Source organism: Dactylosporangium sp. CA-092794 (genome assembly GCF_050948465.1).
Classification (GTDB): domain Bacteria; phylum Actinomycetota; class Actinomycetes; order Mycobacteriales; family Micromonosporaceae; genus Dactylosporangium.
In genome coordinates, this window is the sequence record NZ_CP192044.1 from 12,106,206 (window position 1) to 12,126,308 (window position 20,103).

At 73.0% G+C, this 20,103-nt stretch carries 18 protein-coding genes, 1 tRNA gene and 2 pseudogenes; 7 read left to right on the forward strand and 14 right to left on the reverse strand.

The features are described 5' to 3' along the window. The first annotated feature begins 18 nt into the window (after positions 1 to 18). Together ACQPXD_RS52490 and ACQPXD_RS52495 are read left to right on the forward strand one after the other, a co-directional pair. Positions 19 to 1,635 carry a glycoside hydrolase family 10 protein gene (locus ACQPXD_RS52490; RefSeq protein WP_432832102.1) on the forward strand — a complete coding sequence of 539 codons (1,617 nt, stop codon included), beginning with the start codon at positions 19 to 21 and terminating at the stop codon, positions 1,633 to 1,635. 36 nt (positions 1,636 to 1,671) lie between these two features. Continuing rightward, positions 1,672 to 2,100: an SPW repeat domain-containing protein gene (locus tag ACQPXD_RS52495; RefSeq protein ID WP_432832104.1), complete on the forward strand. Its 429-nt coding sequence runs from the start codon at positions 1,672 to 1,674 to the stop codon at positions 2,098 to 2,100. Positions 2,101 to 2,158: 58 nt separating this feature from the next. Here ACQPXD_RS52495 and ACQPXD_RS52500 read toward each other — a convergent pair whose 3' ends face one another. The 3 genes from ACQPXD_RS52500 to ACQPXD_RS52510 form a co-directional block, all read right to left on the reverse strand. Continuing rightward, positions 2,159 to 2,353 (reverse strand): CsbD family protein, encoded by a 195-nt coding sequence (locus ACQPXD_RS52500; protein WP_432832106.1) that lies wholly within the window; start codon positions 2,351 to 2,353, stop codon positions 2,159 to 2,161. A 40-nt stretch (positions 2,354 to 2,393) separates the two neighbouring features. Beyond that, positions 2,394 to 2,978, reverse strand: coding sequence for a DedA family protein (locus ACQPXD_RS52505; protein WP_432832108.1), 585 nt, complete (start codon positions 2,976 to 2,978; stop codon positions 2,394 to 2,396). A gap of 71 nt (positions 2,979 to 3,049) precedes the next feature. Next, positions 3,050 to 4,030 carry a sigma-70 family RNA polymerase sigma factor gene (locus ACQPXD_RS52510; protein WP_432832110.1) on the reverse strand — a complete coding sequence of 327 codons (981 nt, stop codon included), beginning with the start codon at positions 4,028 to 4,030 and terminating at the stop codon, positions 3,050 to 3,052. A 931-nt stretch (positions 4,031 to 4,961) separates the two neighbouring features. Here ACQPXD_RS52510 and ACQPXD_RS52515 point away from each other — a divergent pair. Then, the gene (locus ACQPXD_RS52515; protein WP_432832112.1) at positions 4,962 to 5,615 is read left to right on the forward strand and encodes an RluA family pseudouridine synthase; all 654 of its coding nucleotides are present in this window, start codon (positions 4,962 to 4,964) and stop codon (positions 5,613 to 5,615) included. A 98-nt stretch (positions 5,616 to 5,713) separates the two neighbouring features. Here ACQPXD_RS52515 and ACQPXD_RS52520 read toward each other — a convergent pair whose 3' ends face one another. The 8 genes and pseudogenes from ACQPXD_RS52520 to ACQPXD_RS52555 all read right to left on the reverse strand — a co-directional run. Beyond that, positions 5,714 to 6,457, reverse strand: a complete 744-nt coding sequence (locus ACQPXD_RS52520; protein ID WP_432832114.1) for a lysostaphin resistance A-like protein — start codon at positions 6,455 to 6,457, stop codon at positions 5,714 to 5,716. 109 nt (positions 6,458 to 6,566) lie between these two features. Next, positions 6,567 to 7,358, reverse strand: a complete 792-nt coding sequence (locus tag ACQPXD_RS52525; RefSeq protein WP_432832116.1) for a class I SAM-dependent methyltransferase — start codon at positions 7,356 to 7,358, stop codon at positions 6,567 to 6,569. Positions 7,359 to 7,368: 10 nt separating this feature from the next. After that, positions 7,369 to 8,739: a diguanylate cyclase domain-containing protein gene (locus tag ACQPXD_RS52530; RefSeq protein ID WP_432832118.1), complete on the reverse strand. Its 1,371-nt coding sequence runs from the start codon at positions 8,737 to 8,739 to the stop codon at positions 7,369 to 7,371. 67 nt (positions 8,740 to 8,806) lie between these two features. Continuing rightward, positions 8,807 to 9,007 (reverse strand): hypothetical protein, encoded by a 201-nt coding sequence (locus tag ACQPXD_RS52535; RefSeq protein WP_432832120.1) that lies wholly within the window; start codon positions 9,005 to 9,007, stop codon positions 8,807 to 8,809. After that, positions 9,004 to 9,135: a hypothetical protein gene (locus ACQPXD_RS52540; RefSeq protein WP_432832122.1), complete on the reverse strand. Its 132-nt coding sequence runs from the start codon at positions 9,133 to 9,135 to the stop codon at positions 9,004 to 9,006. The genes ACQPXD_RS52535 and ACQPXD_RS52540 overlap by 4 nt, the downstream gene beginning before the upstream one ends. 28 nt (positions 9,136 to 9,163) lie before the next feature. Beyond that, on the reverse strand, positions 9,164 to 9,322 hold the full coding sequence (locus ACQPXD_RS52545; RefSeq protein ID WP_432832124.1) for a response regulator transcription factor: 159 nt from the start codon (positions 9,320 to 9,322) through the stop codon (positions 9,164 to 9,166). Positions 9,323 to 9,623: 301 nt separating this feature from the next. After that, positions 9,624 to 10,028 carry a hypothetical protein gene (locus ACQPXD_RS52550; RefSeq protein ID WP_432832126.1) on the reverse strand — a complete coding sequence of 135 codons (405 nt, stop codon included), beginning with the start codon at positions 10,026 to 10,028 and terminating at the stop codon, positions 9,624 to 9,626. Between the two features lie 161 nt (positions 10,029 to 10,189). Further along, a pseudogene (locus tag ACQPXD_RS52555) lies at positions 10,190 to 10,513 on the reverse strand (response regulator); the annotation flags it as partial. A 68-nt stretch (positions 10,514 to 10,581) separates the two neighbouring features. On the opposite strand from ACQPXD_RS52555, the pseudogene nhaA reads away from it, so the two are divergent. Both nhaA and ACQPXD_RS52565 read left to right on the forward strand, forming a co-directional pair. Then, positions 10,582 to 12,472, forward strand: a pseudogene (gene nhaA / locus ACQPXD_RS52560) (Na+/H+ antiporter NhaA); the annotation flags it as partial. A gap of 54 nt (positions 12,473 to 12,526) precedes the next feature. After that, positions 12,527 to 12,599, forward strand: a tRNA-Arg gene (locus ACQPXD_RS52565). A gap of 622 nt (positions 12,600 to 13,221) precedes the next feature. On the opposite strand, the gene ACQPXD_RS52570 is transcribed toward ACQPXD_RS52565, so the two are convergent. The 3 genes from ACQPXD_RS52570 to ACQPXD_RS52580 all read right to left on the reverse strand — a co-directional run bounded on the left by ACQPXD_RS52570 (position 13,222) and on the right by ACQPXD_RS52580 (position 18,166). Further along, a complete protein-coding gene (locus ACQPXD_RS52570) occupies positions 13,222 to 16,029 on the reverse strand; it encodes a lamin tail domain-containing protein (protein ID WP_432832128.1) in 2,808 nt (935 codons plus the stop codon). A gap of 402 nt (positions 16,030 to 16,431) precedes the next feature. Then, positions 16,432 to 17,088 carry a response regulator gene (locus ACQPXD_RS52575; RefSeq protein ID WP_432832130.1) on the reverse strand — a complete coding sequence of 219 codons (657 nt, stop codon included), beginning with the start codon at positions 17,086 to 17,088 and terminating at the stop codon, positions 16,432 to 16,434. A gap of 1 nt (position 17,089) precedes the next feature. Then, on the reverse strand, positions 17,090 to 18,166 hold the full coding sequence (locus ACQPXD_RS52580) for a sensor histidine kinase (RefSeq protein WP_432832132.1): 1,077 nt from the start codon (positions 18,164 to 18,166) through the stop codon (positions 17,090 to 17,092). 89 nt (positions 18,167 to 18,255) lie between these two features. On the opposite strand from ACQPXD_RS52580, the gene ACQPXD_RS52585 reads away from it, so the two are divergent. Together ACQPXD_RS52585 and ACQPXD_RS52590 are read left to right on the forward strand one after the other, a co-directional pair. Beyond that, positions 18,256 to 18,951, forward strand: a complete 696-nt coding sequence (locus ACQPXD_RS52585; protein ID WP_432832134.1) for an ABC transporter ATP-binding protein — start codon at positions 18,256 to 18,258, stop codon at positions 18,949 to 18,951. Further along, entirely contained in the window at positions 18,948 to 19,709 is a 762-nt protein-coding gene (locus ACQPXD_RS52590; RefSeq protein ID WP_432832136.1) for a hypothetical protein, read from the forward strand. Before ACQPXD_RS52585 ends, ACQPXD_RS52590 begins: the two co-directional genes overlap by 4 nt. The last annotated feature ends 394 nt before the right edge of the window (positions 19,710 to 20,103 follow it).

Genomic DNA, 20,103 nt, shown 5'->3' on the forward strand with positions numbered 1-20,103 from the left:
CCCGGGCAGACTGGGCCCGTGCGTCACCGACTGCCCCGCCGTGCGCCGGTGCTGCCCATCGTCGCGGGCATCGTGCTGGCCCTCGTCGCGGGCGTCGCCGCGGTCCGCGCGGTCTGGGTCGACGCCCTGTCCGCCTCGTCCGCCGCGGCCGGCGACCCGCCCAACGAGACCCGGGCCGGGCTCGGCGACCGGGCCGACCGGGCCGAGGCCCGCAACGCCCGCTGCGGCGGCGCCCCGCTGAGCGCGCCCCGCGAGCTGCGCGGGATCTGGATCACCACGGTCGAGAACATCGACTGGCCGAGCCGGCCCGGGCTGCCCGCGGACCAGATCAAGGCGGAGTACCTCGGCTGGCTCGACCTCGCGCAGCAGCGCAACCTCAACGCGGTCTTCGTGCACGTGCGGCCCAGCGGCGACGCGCTGTGGCCGTCGCAGTACGCGCCCTGGTCGGAGTGGATCACCGGGGTCCGCGGACAGGGGCCGGGCTTCGACCTCATGCAGTGGATGATCGACGAGACGCACAAACGCAACCTCGAGTTCCACGCCTGGTTCAACCCGTACCGCGGCAGCCAGCCAGCCCCGGCCGGCGCCGGGCCGGACATCAACGCGCTCGCCCCCGACCACCCGCTGCGCAAGCATCCGGAGTGGGCGATCGTCTACCCGTCGGCGGGCACCACCGGCAGCCGGCTGCACTTCAACCCCGGCATCCCCGAGGCGCGCAAGTTCGTCGAGGACTCGATGCTCGAGGCCGTGCAGCAGTACGACATCGACGGGGTGCACTTCGACGACTTCTTCTACCAGTACCCGGTGGGCAAGCAGGACTTCCCCGACGACGCGGCCTACAAGCAGTACGGCGGCGGCATGAGCAAGGCCGACTGGCGCCGGGACAACGTCGACAAGCTGGTCGAGGAGATGAGCCGCCGGATCAAGGAGCTCAAGCCGTGGGTGAAGTTCGGGATCAGCCCGTTCGGCATCTGGCGCAACGACACCACCGACCCGGCCGGCTCACCCACCCGGGGCCTGCAGGCCTACGACGACACCTACGCGGACACCCGGCTGTGGGTCAAGAAACAGTGGCTCGACTACATCGTCCCGCAGCTGTACTGGAACATCGGCTTCGACAAGGCCGACTACGCCAAGCTGCTGCCCTGGTGGGCCGCGGTCGTCAAGGACACCCGGGTGCAGCTCTACATCGGGCAGGCCGACTACCGCGTCGGCGAGGGCGGCGCGTGGTCGGACCCCGGCGAGCTCGACCGGCAGCTGGCCCTGAACCGGCAGTACCCCCAAATCAGCGGCAGCATCCACTTCAGCGCCAAGGACGTGCGGGCGGACCGGCTGGGCTCGGTGTCGAAATACGCCACGCACTTCTACAACACGCCGGCCCTGCCGCCGGTGATGAGCTGGCTGCCCCGGGCCGACCCGGCGGCGCCGGCGCTGCAGGCCCGGACCGACGGCGACAACGTCCGGCTGAGCTGGACCGGCAAGGGCGTGTCGGCGGCCGTCTACCGGGTCGAGGACGGCGCGGCGAAGCTGGTCGCGACCCGGCGCGGCGGCGACGGCGAGTGGACCGGCTCCAAGGGCACCTACTGCGTCACCGAGCTGGATCGCTCCTGGAACGAAAGCCCACCCGCGGGGTGATCCCCGCTCATCCGGCCGTTGCCCAGGCTTCGGCCCATGACGAGCTTCATCTCCGACCAGGACTTCACCACGCCGGCGCACATCCGGACCGCGCCGCCGGACGACGAGCGAGCCCCGGGCGCACCGAAGAATCCGTCCCGGCCGCTGCTGAGCATCATCTTCCTGGCCGCCGTGTGGCTCGTGGTGTCCGCGGTGCCGTTCGGCTACATCGGCGCCGGCCGCTACGACGTGTTCTGGAGCGACGCGGTCACCGGCGTAACGATCGCCATCGTCACGACGCTGCGGCTGCTGCACCCACGGCTGATCTCGTTCGGCTGGGTGACCGGCGGCCTGGCCGGCTGGCTGCTCGTGGCGCCGCTCGTGCTGCAGTACGGCTGGTCGACCTCGACCGTCAACGACGTCATCGTGGGGATCCTGGTGCTGACCTGCGCCGCCCTGGCCAACGGCGACGACCGCGACGGCTGATCAACAGGGCGGGCCGCCCCCGGCTCAGCGGGGGCGGCCCGATCCGTCGCGATGGCGGTCAGCGGTCGAACGCGTCGCGCACGTCCCGCCCGGCGTCCTTCACGTGGTCGCCGGCCTGCTTTGCCTTCGCGCCGGTTCGCTCGGCAGCGCCCTCGGCCTCGAGTCGCTCGTTGTCGGTCGCGTCGCCGTACTTCTCCTTGGCGGCGCCCCGGAGCTCCTCGCCCTTGTGCTCGACCTTGTCCGTGAAGCTCATGACACATCCCTTCCACGTTTCCGGTCATGCCTTGCTACGTTCAGGGGTTCCCGACTTTCCGGACCCGCAAACGCACCCGCTGCGCCAACGTGGTCACACCGGTGACGAGCAGCGACAACACCCCGCCCAGCGCCGCCGCGGCGAGCGGATTGCCGGCGAAGACGTTCCCGCCGAGATAGCCCAGGCCGACGGTGTACGAACCCCAGAGCACCGCGCCGACCGCGATCGCCGGCAGGAAGCGCCGCCGCGGGAACCGCGAATAGCCGCTGATCACCGCCACCGTCGTGCGGCCGAACGGCAGGAACCGGGCGCCCGCCACCAGCGCGCCGCCGCGGCGGTCGAGCAGCCGCGTCACCCAGCCGATCGCCCGCCGATGCTTGTCGCCGGACAGCCACCGGTCCAGCACCTGCCGCCCGCCGCGGCGCGCCGCCTCGTGCATGAGCAGGTCGCCGACGACCACCGCGGCCACGGTCGCGACCAGCACCACCGCCAGGTGCAGCCGGCCGCTCGCGGCGAGCGCACCGCCGGTGATCACGCTGGCCTCCGCCGGCAGCGCCGGGATCAGGCAGTCCAGCACCAGCAGCACGAAGATCACCAGGTACGCCCAGCCGGCCAACGCTTCCATGCCCTCCACGGTGCCGTCCGGCGGGCGCGGAATCAGCGGTGCCAGCCTGCCGATCCGCGGTGGGGCTGGCCCTACCCCGCCGCGTCCCGGGCCACGAACTCGGCGAACACCCGCGGCTCGTGGAAGGCGGTCATCTCCCGAATCAGGCCGCCCTCGATGCGCAGCACCGACACGGCGAACGGCCGCTCCGCCGTCTCGCCCGGCGGCACGTGGTAAACGACGACCGCGGGCATGCGGTTGGCGCGCGTGACGGCCGCCCGGATCCGCCCGACGTGATGCGGGGCGCCGACCGGCACGCTGCGGGCGAGGGCACCGACGATGGCGGCCTTCCCGAGGTACCACATCGGCAGCGGCGGCATGCTGGCGCGCGCCTCGTCGGCGATGAGCTTTGCCATCGCCTGCAGGTCGGCCCGCTCGAACGCCTCGACATACCGGCGCAGCACCTCGCGCTCGTCCGCCCCGGGCCCGCGCTCGGGCGTCCAGTCGGCGCCGCGCTGCGGCAGCCGCTCGCGCAGGGTGGCCCGGGCCCGCTGCAGCGCGCTGTTGACCGTGGCCGCCGTCGTGTCGAGCAGGCGCGCGGTCTCCCCCGCCGTCCAGCCGAGCACGTCCCGCGCGATGAGCACGGCCCGCTGCAGCGGCGGCAGGTGCTGCAGCGCGGCCAGAAACGCGAGCTCCACCGTCTCGCGGGCGACCAGCCGAGTCTCCGGGTCGTCGTCGAGCACCCGATCCGGCAGCGGTTCCAGCCACGGTACGTCGGCGCGCGGCGGCCGGCTCACCGCCGGTTCGGACGGCGGCCCGAGGTCCATCGGCAGGACCCGCCGCTGCGCGCTCTTGAGCACGTCGAGGCACGCGTTGGTGGCGATACGGTAGAGCCAGGCCCGCACCGACGAGCGCCCCTCGAAGCCGTCCCGCCCCCGCCAGGCCTTGAGCATCGTCTCCTGCACGACGTCCTCGGCCTCGTGAAACGAGCCGAGCATCCGGTAGCAGTGGACCTCGAGCTCGCGCCGATGCCGTTCGAACACCTCGGTCAGGTCCGTCAGGTCCGCGTCCATGTCCGCCCTTCGCTCGTAGCCGCCCGTCACCGCTCGCCCGCCCCGATTCTGGCGCGCCTTACCGTCGGCACAGCCCGCTTTGTGGCATGCCCTCCCTTCTGGCGTGCCCTCCCTTCTAGCGCGCCCTGCCTGGGCGTGCCTTGCGTGGGGGTGTCGCTCGTGTGGGAGGTGCCGCTTGCGTGGGGGCGTCGCTCGCGTGTGGGGAGGCGTCGCCGACGGTTGGGGTCGGCCTTGCGCGAGCCGACGGCAGGCTCCGGCCCGTCGAGGCAAGCCGGTTCCTTGAGGTCTGCTTCCTCGAGGGGCACGCGCCGAGCGGGCCTGCCGCCACCGCGGACCGTTCGCCGACGTGACGCCGGCACAGTCTCCCAGCCGCGCCGCGAGGTCGCCGAGCCCGCCGACCAGAAGTCTCCGGGATCATGCGCGCAACCATCACGGAACGGCGTTTTTCGCTGATCTTGGAGACATAAGGTACCTATGTGTACACGTTCGCTCCGCGATCATGAAAAACCCACGGTGCGGGCAGCGCAATCGGCATGATCCCGGAGACTTCTGGTTGCGTCCGCTGCTGGGGCCGGCCTCGGCTGGTCGTGGTCGCCGGCGTGCGCCGCCTTCTCGCGCGCCCTGGCGAAGGCGCGCCCCGCCGAGCGCGCGCCCCGCCGAGCGCGCGCCCCGCCGAGCGCGCGCCCCGCCGAGCGCGCGCCCTGGCGAGTGCATGCCCCCCGAGGGCGCGCCCCGCCGAGTGTGCCCTGGTGAGGTCGTGCCCCGGCGAAAGCGTGTCCTGGCGAGGGCGTCGCTTCGGCTGATGGCAGGCTTCGGCTGATGGCAGGCTTCGGCTGATGGCAGGCTTCGGCTGATGGCAGGCTTCGGCTGATGGCAGGCTTCGCCGATCACGTGCGAGATTAGGACGATGTGGGCGGAGTTTCGTGAGCGCGTGATCCTGGAGGACGACGCGATCCTGGTGCTGGACAAGCCGGTCGGCGTCTCCGTGATGGGCGAGCGGCACGAGTCCGACCTGGTGCGCATGGCCGCCGACGCGGGCGAGCGGCTGTTCCCCGTGCACCGCATCGACAAGGTGACCTCGGGAGTCGTGCTCTTCGCCAAGGACCTGTCCGTGCACGGCGGGCTGACCCGGCAGTTCAACAAGCGCACGGTGGACAAGACGTACCTGGCGGTGACGGCGCCGGGTGGCCTGCCGCCGGCGGGCCGGATCGACCTGCCGCTGAGCGTCGGCCGGAAGAACCGGGTGCGGATCGCGGCGCCTCGGGAGAGCATCGCGGTCAAGGATGACACCTGGTCGGTGCCCGCGTCGGCCGTGTTCGACACCGTGCCCGTGTATCCGTCGGTGACGACGTTCCGGGTCCGCGCGCAGACCGCGGAGCGCGCCCTGCTGGAGGCCGTCCCGGAGACCGGCCGCCGGCACCAGATCCGGGTCCACCTGGCCTGGATCGGCCACCCGATCGTGGGGGACCCGCTGTTTGAGAAGGCTCCGGGCGGGCGCACCTACCTGCACTCGTGGCGGCTCGCATTTGACCACCGCGGCGAGCGAGTGACCGTTAAGGCGCCGGCCCCCGCGGACTTCGCCTAACGCGGGCTTTCGGGGTGGGCGCGCCTGGCTCTTCGACACCCTAGCTCACCCGAAAAAATCGTCTCCTTACACGATGTAGCGCGGGCGTCGCGCCCCGGTCACCGCGTCAGCACCGCGGCCAACGACAGCAGGATACCCAGGCTATTCGCCAAACAGTGCGCAGCGATGCTCATCCGCACGCTGCGCAGCTTCAGCATCACTGTGATGAGCAACACCTGCGCCACGAAGATGAAGATGAACTTCTCCGGCTGCCAGTAGTGCTGGGCGGCGAACAGGGCGGCCGAGGTGACCACGGCGGCTATGCCGCGCACCGGCAGGCGGGGCAGCAGGTAGGCGCGGAAATACAGCTCCTCCACCGCCGGGTTGACCAGGCCGTCGACGACCAGGGCGACCAGCAGGGTGACGACCATCGTCGCGGCCGGGAAGGCGTCGGAGTCCGGCGGCAGCAGCCAGGACGCCGGGTAGGCGTCGTGGATCCGCTCCTCCAGCGGGGCCAGCAGGATGGCCAGGCCGAACGCGATCGCGGTCACCGAGGGCAGGATCATGAGGTACAACTTCGGCGGCAGCTTCCTCCGGAATGCCAGGATCTCCGGCAGCCGGCGGAAGGACCACCCCGCGGCGCGCAGCAGGAGGCTCAGCTCGATCGGGGTGAGCACGAGCGCGAAGGCCAGGGTGAGGGCGAACTGAGGCGGCAGGTGCCAGGCCCGCATGAGGGGCTCCAGCGCGAAGGCCGCGGCGAAGGTCGCGGCGGCCGGCAGTAGATGCAGCGCGAGTACCGTGGGCCAGGCCAGCCGTCGGATCGGCTGCGTGGCGCCGTGGGCCCGGATCAGGGTTGTCGTCATAGAAGTGACGCTATGGATTCCGCACCTGCGGCCCCAGCCCGCTGAGCGGAGTGTTCGGGGTAGGGCCAGCCCCACCCCGATTACTCAAGCCGGCGTTACCACCACTTACTCAGGCCGGCGTTACCACCACCTCGGTGGTGACCGCCGCGACCGCCGCGTCGGTGCCGCCGCGCCATACGACGCCCGTCTCGGCGAAGCCGGCGGCGCGCAGCGCGTCCAGGTGCCAGGACGCGGGCGGCAGCCACTCGCTCGAGTGCGGTTCGCTGTAGAGGCGGTGGCGCTGCTCGACCAGCGGTGCGAGCACCGGGTCGAGCGCGGCCCGGTCCCACCAGTCGTGCCAGGAGAGCACGGCGCCGGTCGCGTAGCGGGCGTCGCGGCGGGCGTCGGCCCGGGCCACCAGCCGGCGGGACAGGTCGGGCAGCGCTTCGTCGGGCATGTGGTCGGCGTTGACGAAGACGCCGCCCGGGCGCAGGACGGTAGTCAGCTCGCGGTAGAGCTCGGCCAGCCGCTGCGGGGTCAGCCAGTGCAGGGCCGTGGCGGTGAGCACCGCGTCGTAGCCGCGGTGCGGCAGCCGCTCGGCCCAGCCCGCCTCCCGCAGGTCGGCGGTGACCAGGGTGGCCCGGCCGGCGAGCGACGCGTCGGCGATGGCCAGCAGCGCGGGGTCGAGGTCGGCCACGGTGACCTCGGCCGACGGGAACCGGGCCAGCGCGCGCAGGGCGATGGAGCCGGTACCGCCGGCCAGATCCAGGATCCGCGCCGACCGCTCCGCGGCGTCCGGCAGGACGGCGTCGACCACGTCGAGCATCGCGGTGAATCGATGCTCGCGGTCCGGCATGAACGCCTCCTGCTGGCGGTCCCAGCTCTCCTGCCACGCGCGCGAATCGAGCTTGTAAGGAGTCATAGGCATCAGACTAGTTAGCGGTACGGCGGGGTTTGGCGCGGTACATCGCCGCGTCCGCGTCCGCCAGCACCTCGTCCGGCTCCTGCCCGGCCGCGGCCAGGGCCAGCCCCACGCTCCCCCGCGCCGCGAGCCGGCCGCCGCTGGTCGGGAACGGCTGGTCGAACGTGGCGCGCAGGGCGGCGGCCAGCCGCTGCGCCGAGCGGGCGTCCGCGCCCGGCAGGAGCACCGCGAACTCGTCGCCGCCCAGCCGGGCCACGACGGCGCGCTGCTCGGTGCCGCGGGTCTCGGCCAGCGCGGCGTCGCGCAGCCGGTGGGCGACGCCGGTCAGCAGGTCGTCGCCGGCCTGGTGGCCGTGGGTGTCGTTGACGGTCTTGAAGTCGTCGAGGTCGATGAGCAGGACCGCGTAGGGGCGGCCGGCCGCGGTGGCGTTGTTCAGGTGCTGCCACAGCAGGGCGCGGTTGGGCAGGCCGGTGAGCGGGTCGTGGTAGGCGGCGTGGTGCAGCGACTCCTCGTAGATGCGCTGGGCGCTGACGTCGAGCAGGGCGAAGACCGTGCCGGCGCCTTCCTCGATCGGTACCGCTTCGACCAGCACGTCGCTCGTCGTGCCGTCCGGGCGGGTCAGTCGCAGCTCGCGGGCCGCGCCCGCGGCGACGGCGCGCAGGTCGGCCGGGACGCCGTCGACGCCGGTGAGGTTGAGCGAGGACGGGGAGGCGTCGACGCCGGTGAGGCCGAGTGAGGACGGGGAGGTGGCGTGCCGCGAGGGCCAGCCGAGCAGGTCGAGCGCGGCCGGGTTGGCCAGCATGACGGCGCCGGCCGGGTCGGTGACCAGGACCGGGAACGGGAAGCGGCGCAGGACGGCCTGCAGCAAGGCGTTCTGCGAGCGGTGCTGCTCCTGCAGGCGCAGCAGGAGAACCCGGGTGGAGTACACCAGCAGGCCGGTGACGACGAGCGAGACCATCCCGCCCGGGTACATCGGGATCCGCGGCTCGACCAGGGCGGCGGTGACCCACAGCGTGATGTACCCGGCGGCCAGGAGCAGCAGCCGGCGCAGGTCGCCGACCGCGGAGCGGAACAGCACGTGGAAGAAGACCAGGCCGAGCACCGCGTCGACGTCGGCCACCTGCACGACCACCGGCAGGAACGCGGCCAGCTCGAGCGCGTCGGCCCAGATCGGCACCGGCCGCACGCGGACGTGCTCGGACACCCGCAGCGCGAGCATGCCGAGCACCACCGCGAAGCTCGCCACCGCGACCCGCGGCGCGAGGCCGAGCAGGGCGATGCGGATCAGCGCCGCGGTGGTGACCGCCGCCAGGCCGAAGACGAACCCGAGTCGCACCGCCCGCAGCAGGTCACGCCTGAGGTATGCGACCGCCCACGCCATGCCGGCCACATCGGCCGGACCGGCGGGCCGATCAGTGCGGCTCGGGTGCAGTTCCGTCAGGTATGCCTCAGCGGCGTGCCTGCCGCCAGGCGGTGCGGGCCAGCGCCGCGCACACGCCCGCGGCTGCGGCCGACGGCGGCGGGCCTGACCGCCGCGCGCGGGGCAGGGCGCGGCGCAGGAGGCGCACCGGGAGTACCCCCAAAGGCAGGAACTCCAGCGGGAACCACAGGCCCGCCGGCTGGGGCGGCCCGGCATAGGCGGCGGTCACCGCCAGCAGCCGAGCGCCGCGGCCAGGGACAGCGCGGCGGCCGGGCGGATCCCGACGGCGACGGCGAGCACGGCGGCGGCGCCGAGCGGGACACCCGGCGCGCCGGTGAACGGCAGGCCGCACAGCACCGGCAGCGCCAGCAGCGGCCATGCCGCCTCACGGCGCGACGACCCCGTTGTTCCAGGCCCACACCGCGATCCCGACCCGGTTGCGCACGCCGAGCTTGCGCTGGGCGGCCGCCACGTGGGTCTTGACCGTGCCGGGCGAGATGAACAGCTCGGCGCCGATCTCCGCGTTGGTGCGGCCGGCGCCCACGTGCCCGGCAATCTCCAGTTGGCGCTCGGTAAGCGGCTCCGGCGACTCCGGGGGGGGGACGGGGCAGCGAAACCGGCAGCGTTGGGCCGTCGGTAGGGGCGGTGAACTTGGCCGCGTATTTGCCGCGACTGGCCGGTCAGAGCCGGGGACAGCCGGACAACGGACGGGCCCCTTGACCGCATGCTGTTGGTCTATCGAGGGCTTGAACGTCGTGCACCGCAAGACCGTCTCCCGCTTTCTCCCAGGCGGGGTGTTCCGTGTCGCGCAAGCGAGCCGAAGATAGCGCACGCAGGGTCAGGCGCTACCCGCTTGCCGGGGGAACGGGCAAATTCGACGCAGTCTCTTCAACCTCGGCCTTACACGAAAGCTTTAGCTGCTTCCCTTCTACGGTCTCGGACGGATTCTGCATGCCGACCACTCCTTGGACGAATTTGCCCGGGTCGGCCTCATCGCCGACCGGTCGCCAGATCTTCCCCAGTTGCTCATCGCGGTAGTACCAGGAGACATGCGCCCGGTAGCTGTGCGGGACCTGGTCGAGATTCTGGACCTTCACCGTGGCGACGAGATACGTGCTGCTCACTACGTCCGTCCGACAGCCGGTGATCCACCACCGTCCCGGGCTGGTGGATGGCGAAACGCTGGGCTGGGCTGCCATTGGAATCGCCAGCATCGCCGCGTAGACGACACCTTGCACCCAGGAAGACATCGGACCTCCTGCGAGACTGGGCTTCGTCTCGTGCAACGGTACTCGCGGCCGGTGCCCGTGCGGGGTCACCGTCATCTTCATCGGAGGGCGAAAAGCCGCGACCGATGCGTTGCTTTGTAGTGCGGGCTCAGCGCCGTCACCGTGGGCAAAGTGCGGTTCGGGGCCGGGCCGGAGCGCTTGAGCAGGAAGCCGGCGGCGCCGTTGCGCAGCGCCGCGTAGACGTACTCGTCCAGGTCGAACGTCGTGACGACCACCACCCGGGTGGGGCCGCCGGCCAGCTCGCGGGTGAGGGTGAGGCCGTCCATGCCCGGCATGCGGATGTCGACCAGGGCGACGTCGGGGGCGAGGGAACGGGTGAGCTCCAGCGCGGCGAGGCCGTCGGCCGCCTCGCCGACCACCTCGAGGTCGGGCGCCGCGCCGAGGATCCGCCGCAGCCCGTCGCGGACCATCGCCTGGTCGTCGGCGATGAGCACCCGGATCCCCATCGCCCGAGCGTAACGGCGCCCGCACGACATAGGCTTTCGCGCTATGGCGTCGAGCGCGAGCCGATGGGACCGGACATGTCCGACGTAGCCGAAAAATCCGGAATATCGACGTGGAAGCGGGACCTCACCGCCCCGCTGCGGGCGTTCATGCGCACCGAGTCCGGCAGCGCGGGCGTGCTCGTCGGCGCCATCGTCGCGGCCCTGGCCTGGGCGAACCTCGACGAGGGGTCGTACGAGCGGCTCTGGCACACCGAGTTCGGCCTGCACCTGGGCGGCTGGTCGCTCGCCTGCGACCTGCGCACCTGGGTCAACAGCGGCCTGATGACGCTGTTCTTCCTGGTCGTCGGCCTGGAGGCGCGCCGCGAGTTCGACCTGGGCGACCTGCGCGACCGGCGCCGGTTCCTGCTGCCGTGCCTCGCCGGCGTGGCCGGCATGGTGCTACCGGTCGCGATCTACCTCGCGGTCAACCGCGGCGGCCCCGGCATGCACGGCTGGGGCGTGGCCATGTCCACCGACACCGCGCTCGCCCTCGGCCTGCTCGCCCTGCTCGGCCGCGGCGTGCCCGACCAGGTGCGGGTGTTCCTGCTCACCGTGTTCGTGGTCGACGACCTGCTCGCGCTGCTCATCATCGCGCTGGCGTACTCCGAGCACATCGCCTTCATGCCGGTGATCCTCGCCGCGATCGTCTTCGGCGCGATGCTCGGCGTCCGCGCACTGGGGGTCAACCGGGGCGCCGTCTACGCGCCGCTCGGCATCCTGCTGTGGTACTGCATGCTGCGCAGCGGCGTCGACCCGGTCGTCTCCGGGCTCGCCATCGGGCTGACCGCCACCGCCTACACGCCGGCCCGCGGCGCCCTGGAGGCGGCCAGCGGCCTGTTCAAGCTGTTCCGCGAGCAGCCCACGGCGGAGCTGGCCCGCTCGGCGTCGCTGGGCCTGACCTGGACGCTCTCGCCCAACGACCGGCTGCAGCGGCTGTACCACCCGTGGAGCAGCTACCTGATCGTCCCGCTGTTCGGCCTTGCCAACGCCGGCATCCACATCGACGGGCCGTTCCTCGCACGGGCGTTCACCTCCCCGATCACCCTCGGCGTCCTGGCCGGCTACGTGCTCGGCAAGCCGGTCGCCGTCGCCGGCGTGTCATGGCTGGTCACCCGGCTCTCCGCCGGGCGGATCCGGCCCGGGGTGGGCTGGGCGGCGGTGCTCGGCAGCGGCACGATCGCCGGCATCGGCTTCACCGTGTCACTGCTCATCGCGAACCTGGCGTTCACCGGCGACGCGCTGGCCGAGGCGAAGGTCGGCGTGCTGGCCGCGGCCGCCCTGGCCTCGCTGTTCACCTGGGTGGTGTACCGCGTGACGGCCCTCCTGCCCAAGCCCCGGCGAGCCCGGGCACTGCTGGGCGACGCCGAGGTCCTCACCGACCTCATCCCGCCCGTCGACGAGTCCGTCGACCACGTCCGCGGCGCGGCGGACGCCTCGGTGACGGTGGTCGAGTACGGCGACTTCCAGTGCCCCTACTGCGGCCAGGCCGAGCCGGTCGTGCGCGAACTGCTGGCCGACACCGACCTGCGCTACGTCTGGCGGCACCTGCCCCTCACCGACGTGCACCCGCAGGCCCAACTGGCCGCGGAGGCGGCCGAGGCGGCGGCCGCGCAGGGGGCGTTCTGGCCCATGCACGACCTCCTGCTGGACCACCAGGACGAGCTGCGCCCGGCGGACCTGGTGCGCCACGCCGAGCAGCTCGGCCTGGACACCGACCGCTTCCACGAGGACCTGCGCCGCCACCTGCACAGCGGCCGGATCGCCCAGGACCTGGAGTCCGCGGATCTCAGCGGCGTCAGCGGTACCCCCACCTTCTTCATCAACGGCCGCCGCCACTACGGCGCCTACGACATCGCGACCCTGACCGCCGCCGTGAAGGAGGCTCGCGTCCGCGCCCTGATCGGCGCCCGCACCGGCTGACACGGATACGTGATTTCGGCCCGCCCCTCCGTTCGCCTAGACTCAACCGCACATGGCCTCGTAGCTCAGGGGATAGAGCACCGCTCTCCTAAAGCGGGTGTCGCGCGTTCGATTCGCGCCGGGGCCACCGCCACTGGCGGCCCCTGCTTCGCGGCGGGGGCCGCTTGCCGCATGTGGCGGTGGGTGTTTCGCGCTCGCTTCGCTCGCTCCCCGGCGGGGGGCTTCGCCCACCCGCACCCCCTCTACGCCGGCTCCTCGTCCGCGGGCCGCTCACGGGCGCGAACCGCCTGCGCCGCTGGCCGCTGGCCGGGCTCGTCGTTCTTCGATGCGCAGGCCCGGGAGGCGCAGCGCCCGCCGGCGCAGCGGGCGGCGCTGCTGCGGGAGGCACTCGGGCTGTGGCGGGGCGAGCCGCTGACCGGCCGCGCCGGACCGTGGGCCGAAAAGTCGGGCGCTTTGCGCCGCGACTTTTCGGATTTATACCCCGGCTGGCGGAAAGTCCGTTGAAACAGCCAATGCTCGGAGGGTCCGATCGGGCCGCCGGAAGTCTCCGCGATCATGCTGCACCCGCCGCCGACACCAACGGTTTTTCATGATCACGGAGTGTCCATGTACACCCGTGTACCGAAAGTCTCCGGGATCATGGCAAACCCGTGGTGCGGCCACCGCGGGCATCTGATCACGGAGACATACGTCCGGGGGCGCCAGGGGCGGGCCGTTCGCGGTGGTTGGGTGCGAACGGCCCGCGGTGGTCAGCCGGTGAAGGTTTCGCAGGCCTTGTTGGTGTTGGTGCCGCCGCCCGGGTGGGCGACGTCGGTGCCGGCGCCGCAGTCCACCTCGTCGTTGCCGCTGCCGGTCGTGATCGTGTCGCCGCCGGCGTCGGTCGACACGTCGTTGTTGCCGTTGCCGGCGTCCACGACGTCCGAGCCGGTGCCCGTGGTGATCTTGTCGTCTCCGGCGGCGGTACCGATGGTGTTGTCTCCGTCGCCCGCTCGGATCACGTTGTTGCCGCCGGCCGCGTCGATGCGGTCGTTGCCGGCGCCGGTGGCGATCGTGTCGTTGCCGTTGGCGGCGGTGACGACGTTGTCGCCGTCCCCGGCCCGGACCACGTTGTTGCCGCCGGCCGCGTCGATGCGGTCGTTGCCGGCCTCGGTGGTGATCGTGTCGTTGCCGTTGCCCGCCGTGACGACGTTGTCCCCGGCGCCGGCCCGCACGGTGTTGTTGCCGCTGCCCGCGTCGATCCAGTCGCCGCCGTCGCCGGTGGTGATGGTGTCGTTGCCGGAGCCGGTGGAGACGCAGTCGGCGCCGCCGTTGCCGTCCACCGTGTCGTTGCCGGCCAGGCCCAGGATCAGGTCGTTGCCGGCGGTACCGGTGAGCTTCTCGTTGCCGGAGCCGCCGACGATGACGTTCTGCACCGCGATGCCGGCGCAGGCGTTCTCCGGCTGGCTCGCGGCGCGGATGGCGACCGGGCCGCTCTGCCGGATGCCGGTGAGCGCGTCGGTGTAGGTCACCGAGCCGCCCGCCGAGACGGTCAGCGTGATCGGGACCGACCTGACCGCCACGGTGACCACCGCCGGCTCGCCGCTCCGCGTCGCGACGGTGCCGGGCGCGGCGAGGGAGTACACGCCCTGGCCGAGCGCGATCGTCGCGGCGCTGCCGTCGAGCTTGACCAGCGCCGGCCGGGTGCCGGCCCCGACGGTGACCTGCAGGCCCGGCTCCACCGTGATGGCACGGCCGGCCCGGTCGAGGATGCGGCCGCCGGTGAAGTCGTCGCCGGCGGTCGCCGGGTGCGGGTCGACCGCGTCGAGGATGCCGTCGTCGTCGGCGTCGAGGTCGGTGCAGCGGATCGTGCCGGCCCGCAGCGCGTGGCCCTCGTCGTTGCTGTCGTCGGACCACCAGGCCCGCTTGAGCCCGGACGCGCACTCCGACTGCGGCGCGATCGCGAAGCCCTCGTTGTTGTAGTTGGGCATGCCGGCCGGGCGCTCGAACAGGCCGGTCACCGCGAACTTGCCGGCCGCGTCGAGGTCCAGGGTGGCCGTGCGGCCGGTGCAGGTGTCGTCGCAGACCGCCCAGACGTGGCCGGTCTCCGGCTCGTACTGCAGGTCCATCACCGCCGGGAAGCCGCTGGCCACGGTGGCGACCCGGGTGAACGAGCCGTTGTCGGACAGCGCGTAGGTGTAGACCGTGCCGTTGGCCTCCAGGCCGACGAGGAACAGCCCGTCGCCGTGGCCGGGATAGGTGGCCGGGTTGTACGGCGCGCCGGTGTGCTCGTCGGCGAAGCCGTGCGCGGTGAGGTACGCGTCGGGGACGAACGTGATGGCCTCCAGGCCGCTGTTCGCGCCGACCGGCGGCAGGTCCGCGGTCAGGTTCCACTCCCGCGTCGCGTTGAGGCTCGCCGCGCCGGCCACCGGGTCGAACCGCTCGACCGCGGGCCGGCTCACGCCGCTGTTGGCGTTGTTGCGCTCGGTCGACACGTACACGCCGCCATTGCCCAGCGTGACGCCCTCGGCGTCGAGGTCGCCGGTGCCGTCCGGGTAGTGCAGGGTGTACGTGTCCGCCGGCGACCACAGCGTGCCGTCGAAGCCCAGGCGGTACAGCGTGCCCGGGCCGTTCTTGACCGCCCACAGCACGTTCTGGCCGGCGTAGGCCAGCCCGCTGAGGTTGGTGCCGAAGGCGTTGGCCGCGTCGGCCGTCGACACGGCGGTCCCGCCCGGCCACGGCGCGGCCGGGGTCTGCCCGGCGCACGCGTTGGCCGCGCCCTTGGTGTCCACGGTCGTGGTGGCGAATTGGCCGGTACCGTCGGGGCAGCGGCCGTAGGTGGTGGCCGCGTGCGCGGTCCAGGAGTAGGCGTCCACGAGGCTGCCGTCCGGCCGGAACAGCCGGGCCGAGTCGGCGGCGCCGAGGCCGAAGACCGGGTCCACGTCCAGCGCCAGGTGGCCGCCGGCGGCCAGGGTCGTGCCGGCGGTGATGGTGAAGACGTGGGTGTCGTCGTTGTCCTTGACCACCCAGCCCGACAGGTCGACCGGGGCCGCGCCGGTGTTCACCAGTTCGACCCAGTCGCCCGGCGTACCACCGTTGGACTCGACCTCGTTGATCCGCACCGGGCTGCTGCAATCGTTCACCGCGCCCCGCGTCGACGACGTCGTCGTCACAAACGCACCGGTACCGTCCGGACAACGCCCATACGTCGTCGCCGCATGTGCCGACCACGAATACGAGTCGACCAACGTACCGTCCGGCAGGAACAACCGCGCCGAGTCCGCCGCGCCCAGCCCGAACACCGGATCCACGTCCGCCACCACAAAACCACCCGCGGCGACCGACGTCCCCGCCGTGAACGTGAAGACATGCGTGTCGTCGTTGTCCTTGACCACCCAGCCGGATAAGTCGACCGAGGACGGACCGGTATTGACCAGTTCGACCCAGTCACCCGGCGTGCCACCGTTCGACTCGATTTCGTTGATGCGCACCGTCGGCGCATCGGCCGCCTGGGCCGCCGGCACGGCCGCGAGCGGCGCGACGGCGACCAGCGCCGCGATCAGAAGGGTTGTTGTACGCACCTGCGCAGCGTCGGGCACACCGGCGAAGCGGGAGTGAACACGTCGCTAACAGTCCGGCAGCCAATACGTTCGGCTGATGGGTCGTTCGGCCGATAGGGGTCGGTCGGGCAGGGGACACTTCGCGTGCACACATCTGCCTGCATTCATTTGCGGCATGCACATCAACATCCTCGGCGGAGTACGCCGCCGAGCCGTGGGCACAGGCCGAAGCCGGGCGGCTCAACGACAACCCCGCCTGGCGGCCCTGGCGCTCGGTCCGCGCCGCCGCCCTGGCCGGGTTGTCGCGCACCGCCGAGGCGCTCGACCTGCTCGACGCCGGACATATCGCCTTTATCATCATAAAGCGGCCCGTCATTACGTCTCCGCGATCATGCACGCGGCACGGTTTCGGCGCCAGCGAGCCTAGACGGCGTCGCGGAAGAACAGCGCGGCCTGGACGCGGTTGGCGCAGCCGAGCTTGGTGAGCAGCCGGCTCACGTAGGTCTTCACGCTCGGCTCGCTCATCCGCAGCCGGGCGCCGATGCCGGCGTTGGACAGGCCCTCGGCGACCAGCCGCAGCACGTCGGCCTCGCGCGGGCTCAGCGCGGCCAGCCGCCCGGCCGCGGCGCGCCGGCGCTCGCCGCGGGCCAGCCCGTCCGGCCCGACCAGGCCGAGCAGGTGCCGGGTGACGGGCGGGGAGAGGTACGCGTCGCCGGCGTGCGCGGCCCGCACCGCCCGCAGCAACTCCTCCGGCGCGCACGACTTCAGCACGAACCCGGCCGCGCCCTGCCGCAGCGCCCGCAGCACGTTGGCCTCGTCCCCGAACGACGTGAGCACCACGAGCGCCGCCGCCGGCCGCGCGGCGCGCAGCCCGTCCATCGCGTCGAGCCCCGACCGGCCCGGCATGCGCACGTCGAGCAGGACCACGTCGACGTCGACCCGGTGTGCGGCCGCGATCGCCCCGGTGCCGTCCCCGGCCACCGCGACCACCTCGATGTCGTCCGCCGACTCCAGCACGGCCCGGATCCCGGCCGCGATCAGCGGCTCGTCGTCGGCGATGAGGACCCGGATCGGCGCCACCTCAGCCCAGCCCGACCAGCATGCTCAGCGGCAGCAGCCCGAACAGCAGCCCGGCCAGCGCGATCCCGGCGGCCGGCGGCCGGCGCGGGGTGGGCGCCGCGACGGGAAAGACGGCCCACAGCCGGAACTCGCCGCCGTACAACCCGTGTCCGGCCAGCCCGCCGGCCAGCGCGGCCCGCTCGGCGAGCCCGGTCAGCCCTCCTCCGGGCGCCCCGCCGCGGGCCGCCGGGTTCACCACGGACACGAGCAGGCCGTCGTCCTCCCACTCGGCGCGCACCGTGAGCGGCGCCCCCGGGGCGTGCCGCAGCCCGTTGGTCAGGCCTTCCTGCACGACGCGGTACGCCGCCCGCTCGACCTCGGCGTCGACCGGCCGCGCCGCGCCCCGCTCGACGAACTCCACCCCGGCCCCGGCCGCCCGAACCCGCTCGACCAACTCCCGGATCGTTTCCTTGGGGGGTACCGACCGCAGGGCTCCGACGACGTCGTGCAGGTCGCTCGCCGCGATCCGGGCCTCCTCGGCCAGCCGGCGGACCGCGGCCCGCTGCTCGGCCGGCAGTTCGGCCACCTCCAGCGCCGCCGCCTGCACCGACACCAGGCTGAGCCGGTGCCCGAGCGCGTCGTGCATGTCGCGGGCGATGCGCAGCCGCTCCTGCGCGGCGAGGGCGAGGGCCTGCCGGCGCTGCTGAGCGACGTACAACCCGGAAAGCCACGGCAGCACCGCGAACACCACCATGGCCGCGACCAGCGGCGCGGCCGCCTCCGGCCGGAGCGCGATCCGCACGCCGAGCGCGATGCCGACCGCGACGGCCGGGCCGGCGATCGCCGCCCGTCCGCGTGCGGACCGCCCGGCCTGGTAGCCGCTCCACGCCAGCACGGCGAGGGCCCCGCCGGCGAACGCGGCCGGGACCAGCGCCCCGACGAACGCGGCGGCGGGGTTGCGGTACCGCAGCCAGATGAGCGACCCGACCACGAGCGCCCACACCGGCAGCAGCGCCGGTCGCGGGGGCCCGGGATGGGCGTAGGTCAGCAGCGCGCTGTCGACGGCCACGATGCCCGCGGTGGCGAGAAGTCGGCGCATGCCAGCAGGCTACCCGCGACGATGGTCGCCGCACGTCCGCGACTTTCGGCGACTGCGCACCGCCGCGCGGCCGGCCTAGCGTGCCTGGCGTGATCGTTGCCGAACAGCTGACGAAACGGTACGGCCGGACCGTCGCCGTCGACGGCCTCTCCTTCGCCGTGCGGCCGGGCCACGTGACGGGCTTCCTCGGCCCGAACGGGGCCGGCAAGTCCACCACCATGCGCATGATCCTGGGCCTGGACCGCCCCAGCGGCGGCCGCGCGCTGATCGACGGCCGGCCCTACGCCGCCCTGCGGCGTCCCCTGCGCCAGGTCGGCGCCCTGCTGGAGGGGCGCGGCGCGCACCCCGGCCGCCGGGTGTACCACCACCTGCTGTACCTGGCCCGCAGCAACGACATTCCGCGCCGGCGGGTCGCCGAGGTGCTCGAGCTGACCGGCCTGGAGGGCGCGGCGGGCCGGCGCGCGGGCGGCCTGTCGCTCGGCCTGACCCAGCGCCTCGGGCTCGCCGCGGCGCTGCTCGGCGACCCGCCGGTACTGCTGCTCGACGAGCCGGTCAACGGCCTGGATCCGCAGGGCGTGCGCTGGCTGCGCGACCTGCTGCGCGGCTTCGCCGCCGAGGGCCGCGCGGTGCTCGTCTCCAGCCACCTGATGGCCGAGACCGCGCAGACCGCCGACCGGCTCGTGGTCGTCACCCGCGGCCGGTTGATCGCGGACGCCGGCGTCACCGAGTTCGTGTCCGGCGCGGCGAGTCTCGAAGAGGCCTTCCTCCGGGCGGTCGGCCGATGAGCGCCCTGGCCGCCGAGTGGATCAAGATTCGCACCCTCCGCTCCACGCCGTGGACCTTGGCCCTGACCCTGCTCATCGCGATCGGCGTCGCCCACCTGGCCGGCACCGCGCTGCGGCGCGTCACCGACCCGGCCCACTTCGACGCGGTGTTCGCGGCCTTCTACGGGCTGAGCCTCGCCCAGCTGGCGCTGGTGGTGTTCGCCGTGGTGGCGGTCGGCGGGGAGTACCCGGCGGGCACCATCGGGCCCTCGCTGGCCGCCGTGCCCCGGCGCGCCGTCTTCTACCTGGCCAAGCTGGCCGCGGTCGGGCTGTGCGCCGTCGCGGTGGCGGTGCCGGCGGTCGCCGCCTCCTTCGCCACGGCCCAGGCGGCGCTCGGCCCGCGCCGCATCGCCCTGACCGACCCGGGCGTGCCCGAGACGGTGGCGGGGGCGGTGCTGTACCTGGTGTTGATCGCGCTGTTCGCGGCCGGCGTGGCGCAGGTGTGCCGCAGCCCGACCGTGTCGCTGGCGGTGCTGCTGCCGCTGTTCTTCCTCGGCTCCCAGGGGCTTGGCAACGTGCCCGCGGTGCACACGGTGACGCAGTACCTCCCGGACCAGGCGGGGGCCGCGATCCTGCACTTCTTCGGGGCGCCGGGCGGGCCGCTGTACTCCCGCGACTTCGGCCCCTGGACCGGGCTGGGCATCCTGGCCCTGTGGACCGCGGCCTCCGTGACCGCCGGGTACCTGGTGCTGCGCTCGCGAGATGCCACTACATCGTGATAAAGGCGATATGTCCGGCGCCAAGGGCGCCGGACATATCGCCTATTTCATCATCGGTCCGTTTGTGCACCCATCGGTGGTTCCAGTACGGGAGGTGGGACGACGGCGCGGCCCGCTGCGCATGGAGCCCCGGCCGACGCGGCCGGCTCGAGCTGCGGGCCGACGCCGAGCCGCCCAGCGGTGCAGCACGACTCGCTGCGCATAGAGCAACCGCCCGGGTTCGCGCGAAGCGCCGCGGAGCGCCACGGAGCGCTGGCGGTGATGGCTGGCGGTGATGGCTGGCGGTGATGGCTGGCGGTGATGGCTGGCGGCTGGCGTTTCGGCGGGTGGGAGCGCGGCGCCGTCGTTCGGCCTGGCGCTTGGGAGGCCCGCGACCATAAGTCTCCGCGATCAT

Bases quoted from the DNA above. Each gene is read 5' to 3' on its own strand.
- ACQPXD_RS52590 (WP_432832136.1), top strand. From the start codon at position 18,948: ATGAGCGCCCTGGCCGCCGAGTGGATCAAGATTCGCACCCTCCGCTCC.
- ACQPXD_RS52525 (WP_432832116.1), bottom strand. From the start codon at position 7,358: ATGACTCCTTACAAGCTCGATTCGCGCGCGTGGCAGGAGAGCTGGGAC.
- ACQPXD_RS52530 (WP_432832118.1), bottom strand. From the start codon at position 8,739: ATGGCGTGGGCGGTCGCATACCTCAGGCGTGACCTGCTGCGGGCGGTG.
- ACQPXD_RS52550 (WP_432832126.1), bottom strand. From the start codon at position 10,028: ATGTCTTCCTGGGTGCAAGGTGTCGTCTACGCGGCGATGCTGGCGATT.
- ACQPXD_RS52505 (WP_432832108.1), bottom strand. From the start codon at position 2,978: ATGGAAGCGTTGGCCGGCTGGGCGTACCTGGTGATCTTCGTGCTGCTG.
- ACQPXD_RS52520 (WP_432832114.1), bottom strand. From the start codon at position 6,457: ATGACGACAACCCTGATCCGGGCCCACGGCGCCACGCAGCCGATCCGA.
- ACQPXD_RS52510 (WP_432832110.1), bottom strand. From the start codon at position 4,030: ATGGACGCGGACCTGACGGACCTGACCGAGGTGTTCGAACGGCATCGG.
- ACQPXD_RS52495 (WP_432832104.1), top strand. From the start codon at position 1,672: ATGACGAGCTTCATCTCCGACCAGGACTTCACCACGCCGGCGCACATC.
- ACQPXD_RS52500 (WP_432832106.1), bottom strand. From the start codon at position 2,353: ATGAGCTTCACGGACAAGGTCGAGCACAAGGGCGAGGAGCTCCGGGGC.
- ACQPXD_RS52580 (WP_432832132.1), bottom strand. From the start codon at position 18,166: ATGCGCCGACTTCTCGCCACCGCGGGCATCGTGGCCGTCGACAGCGCG.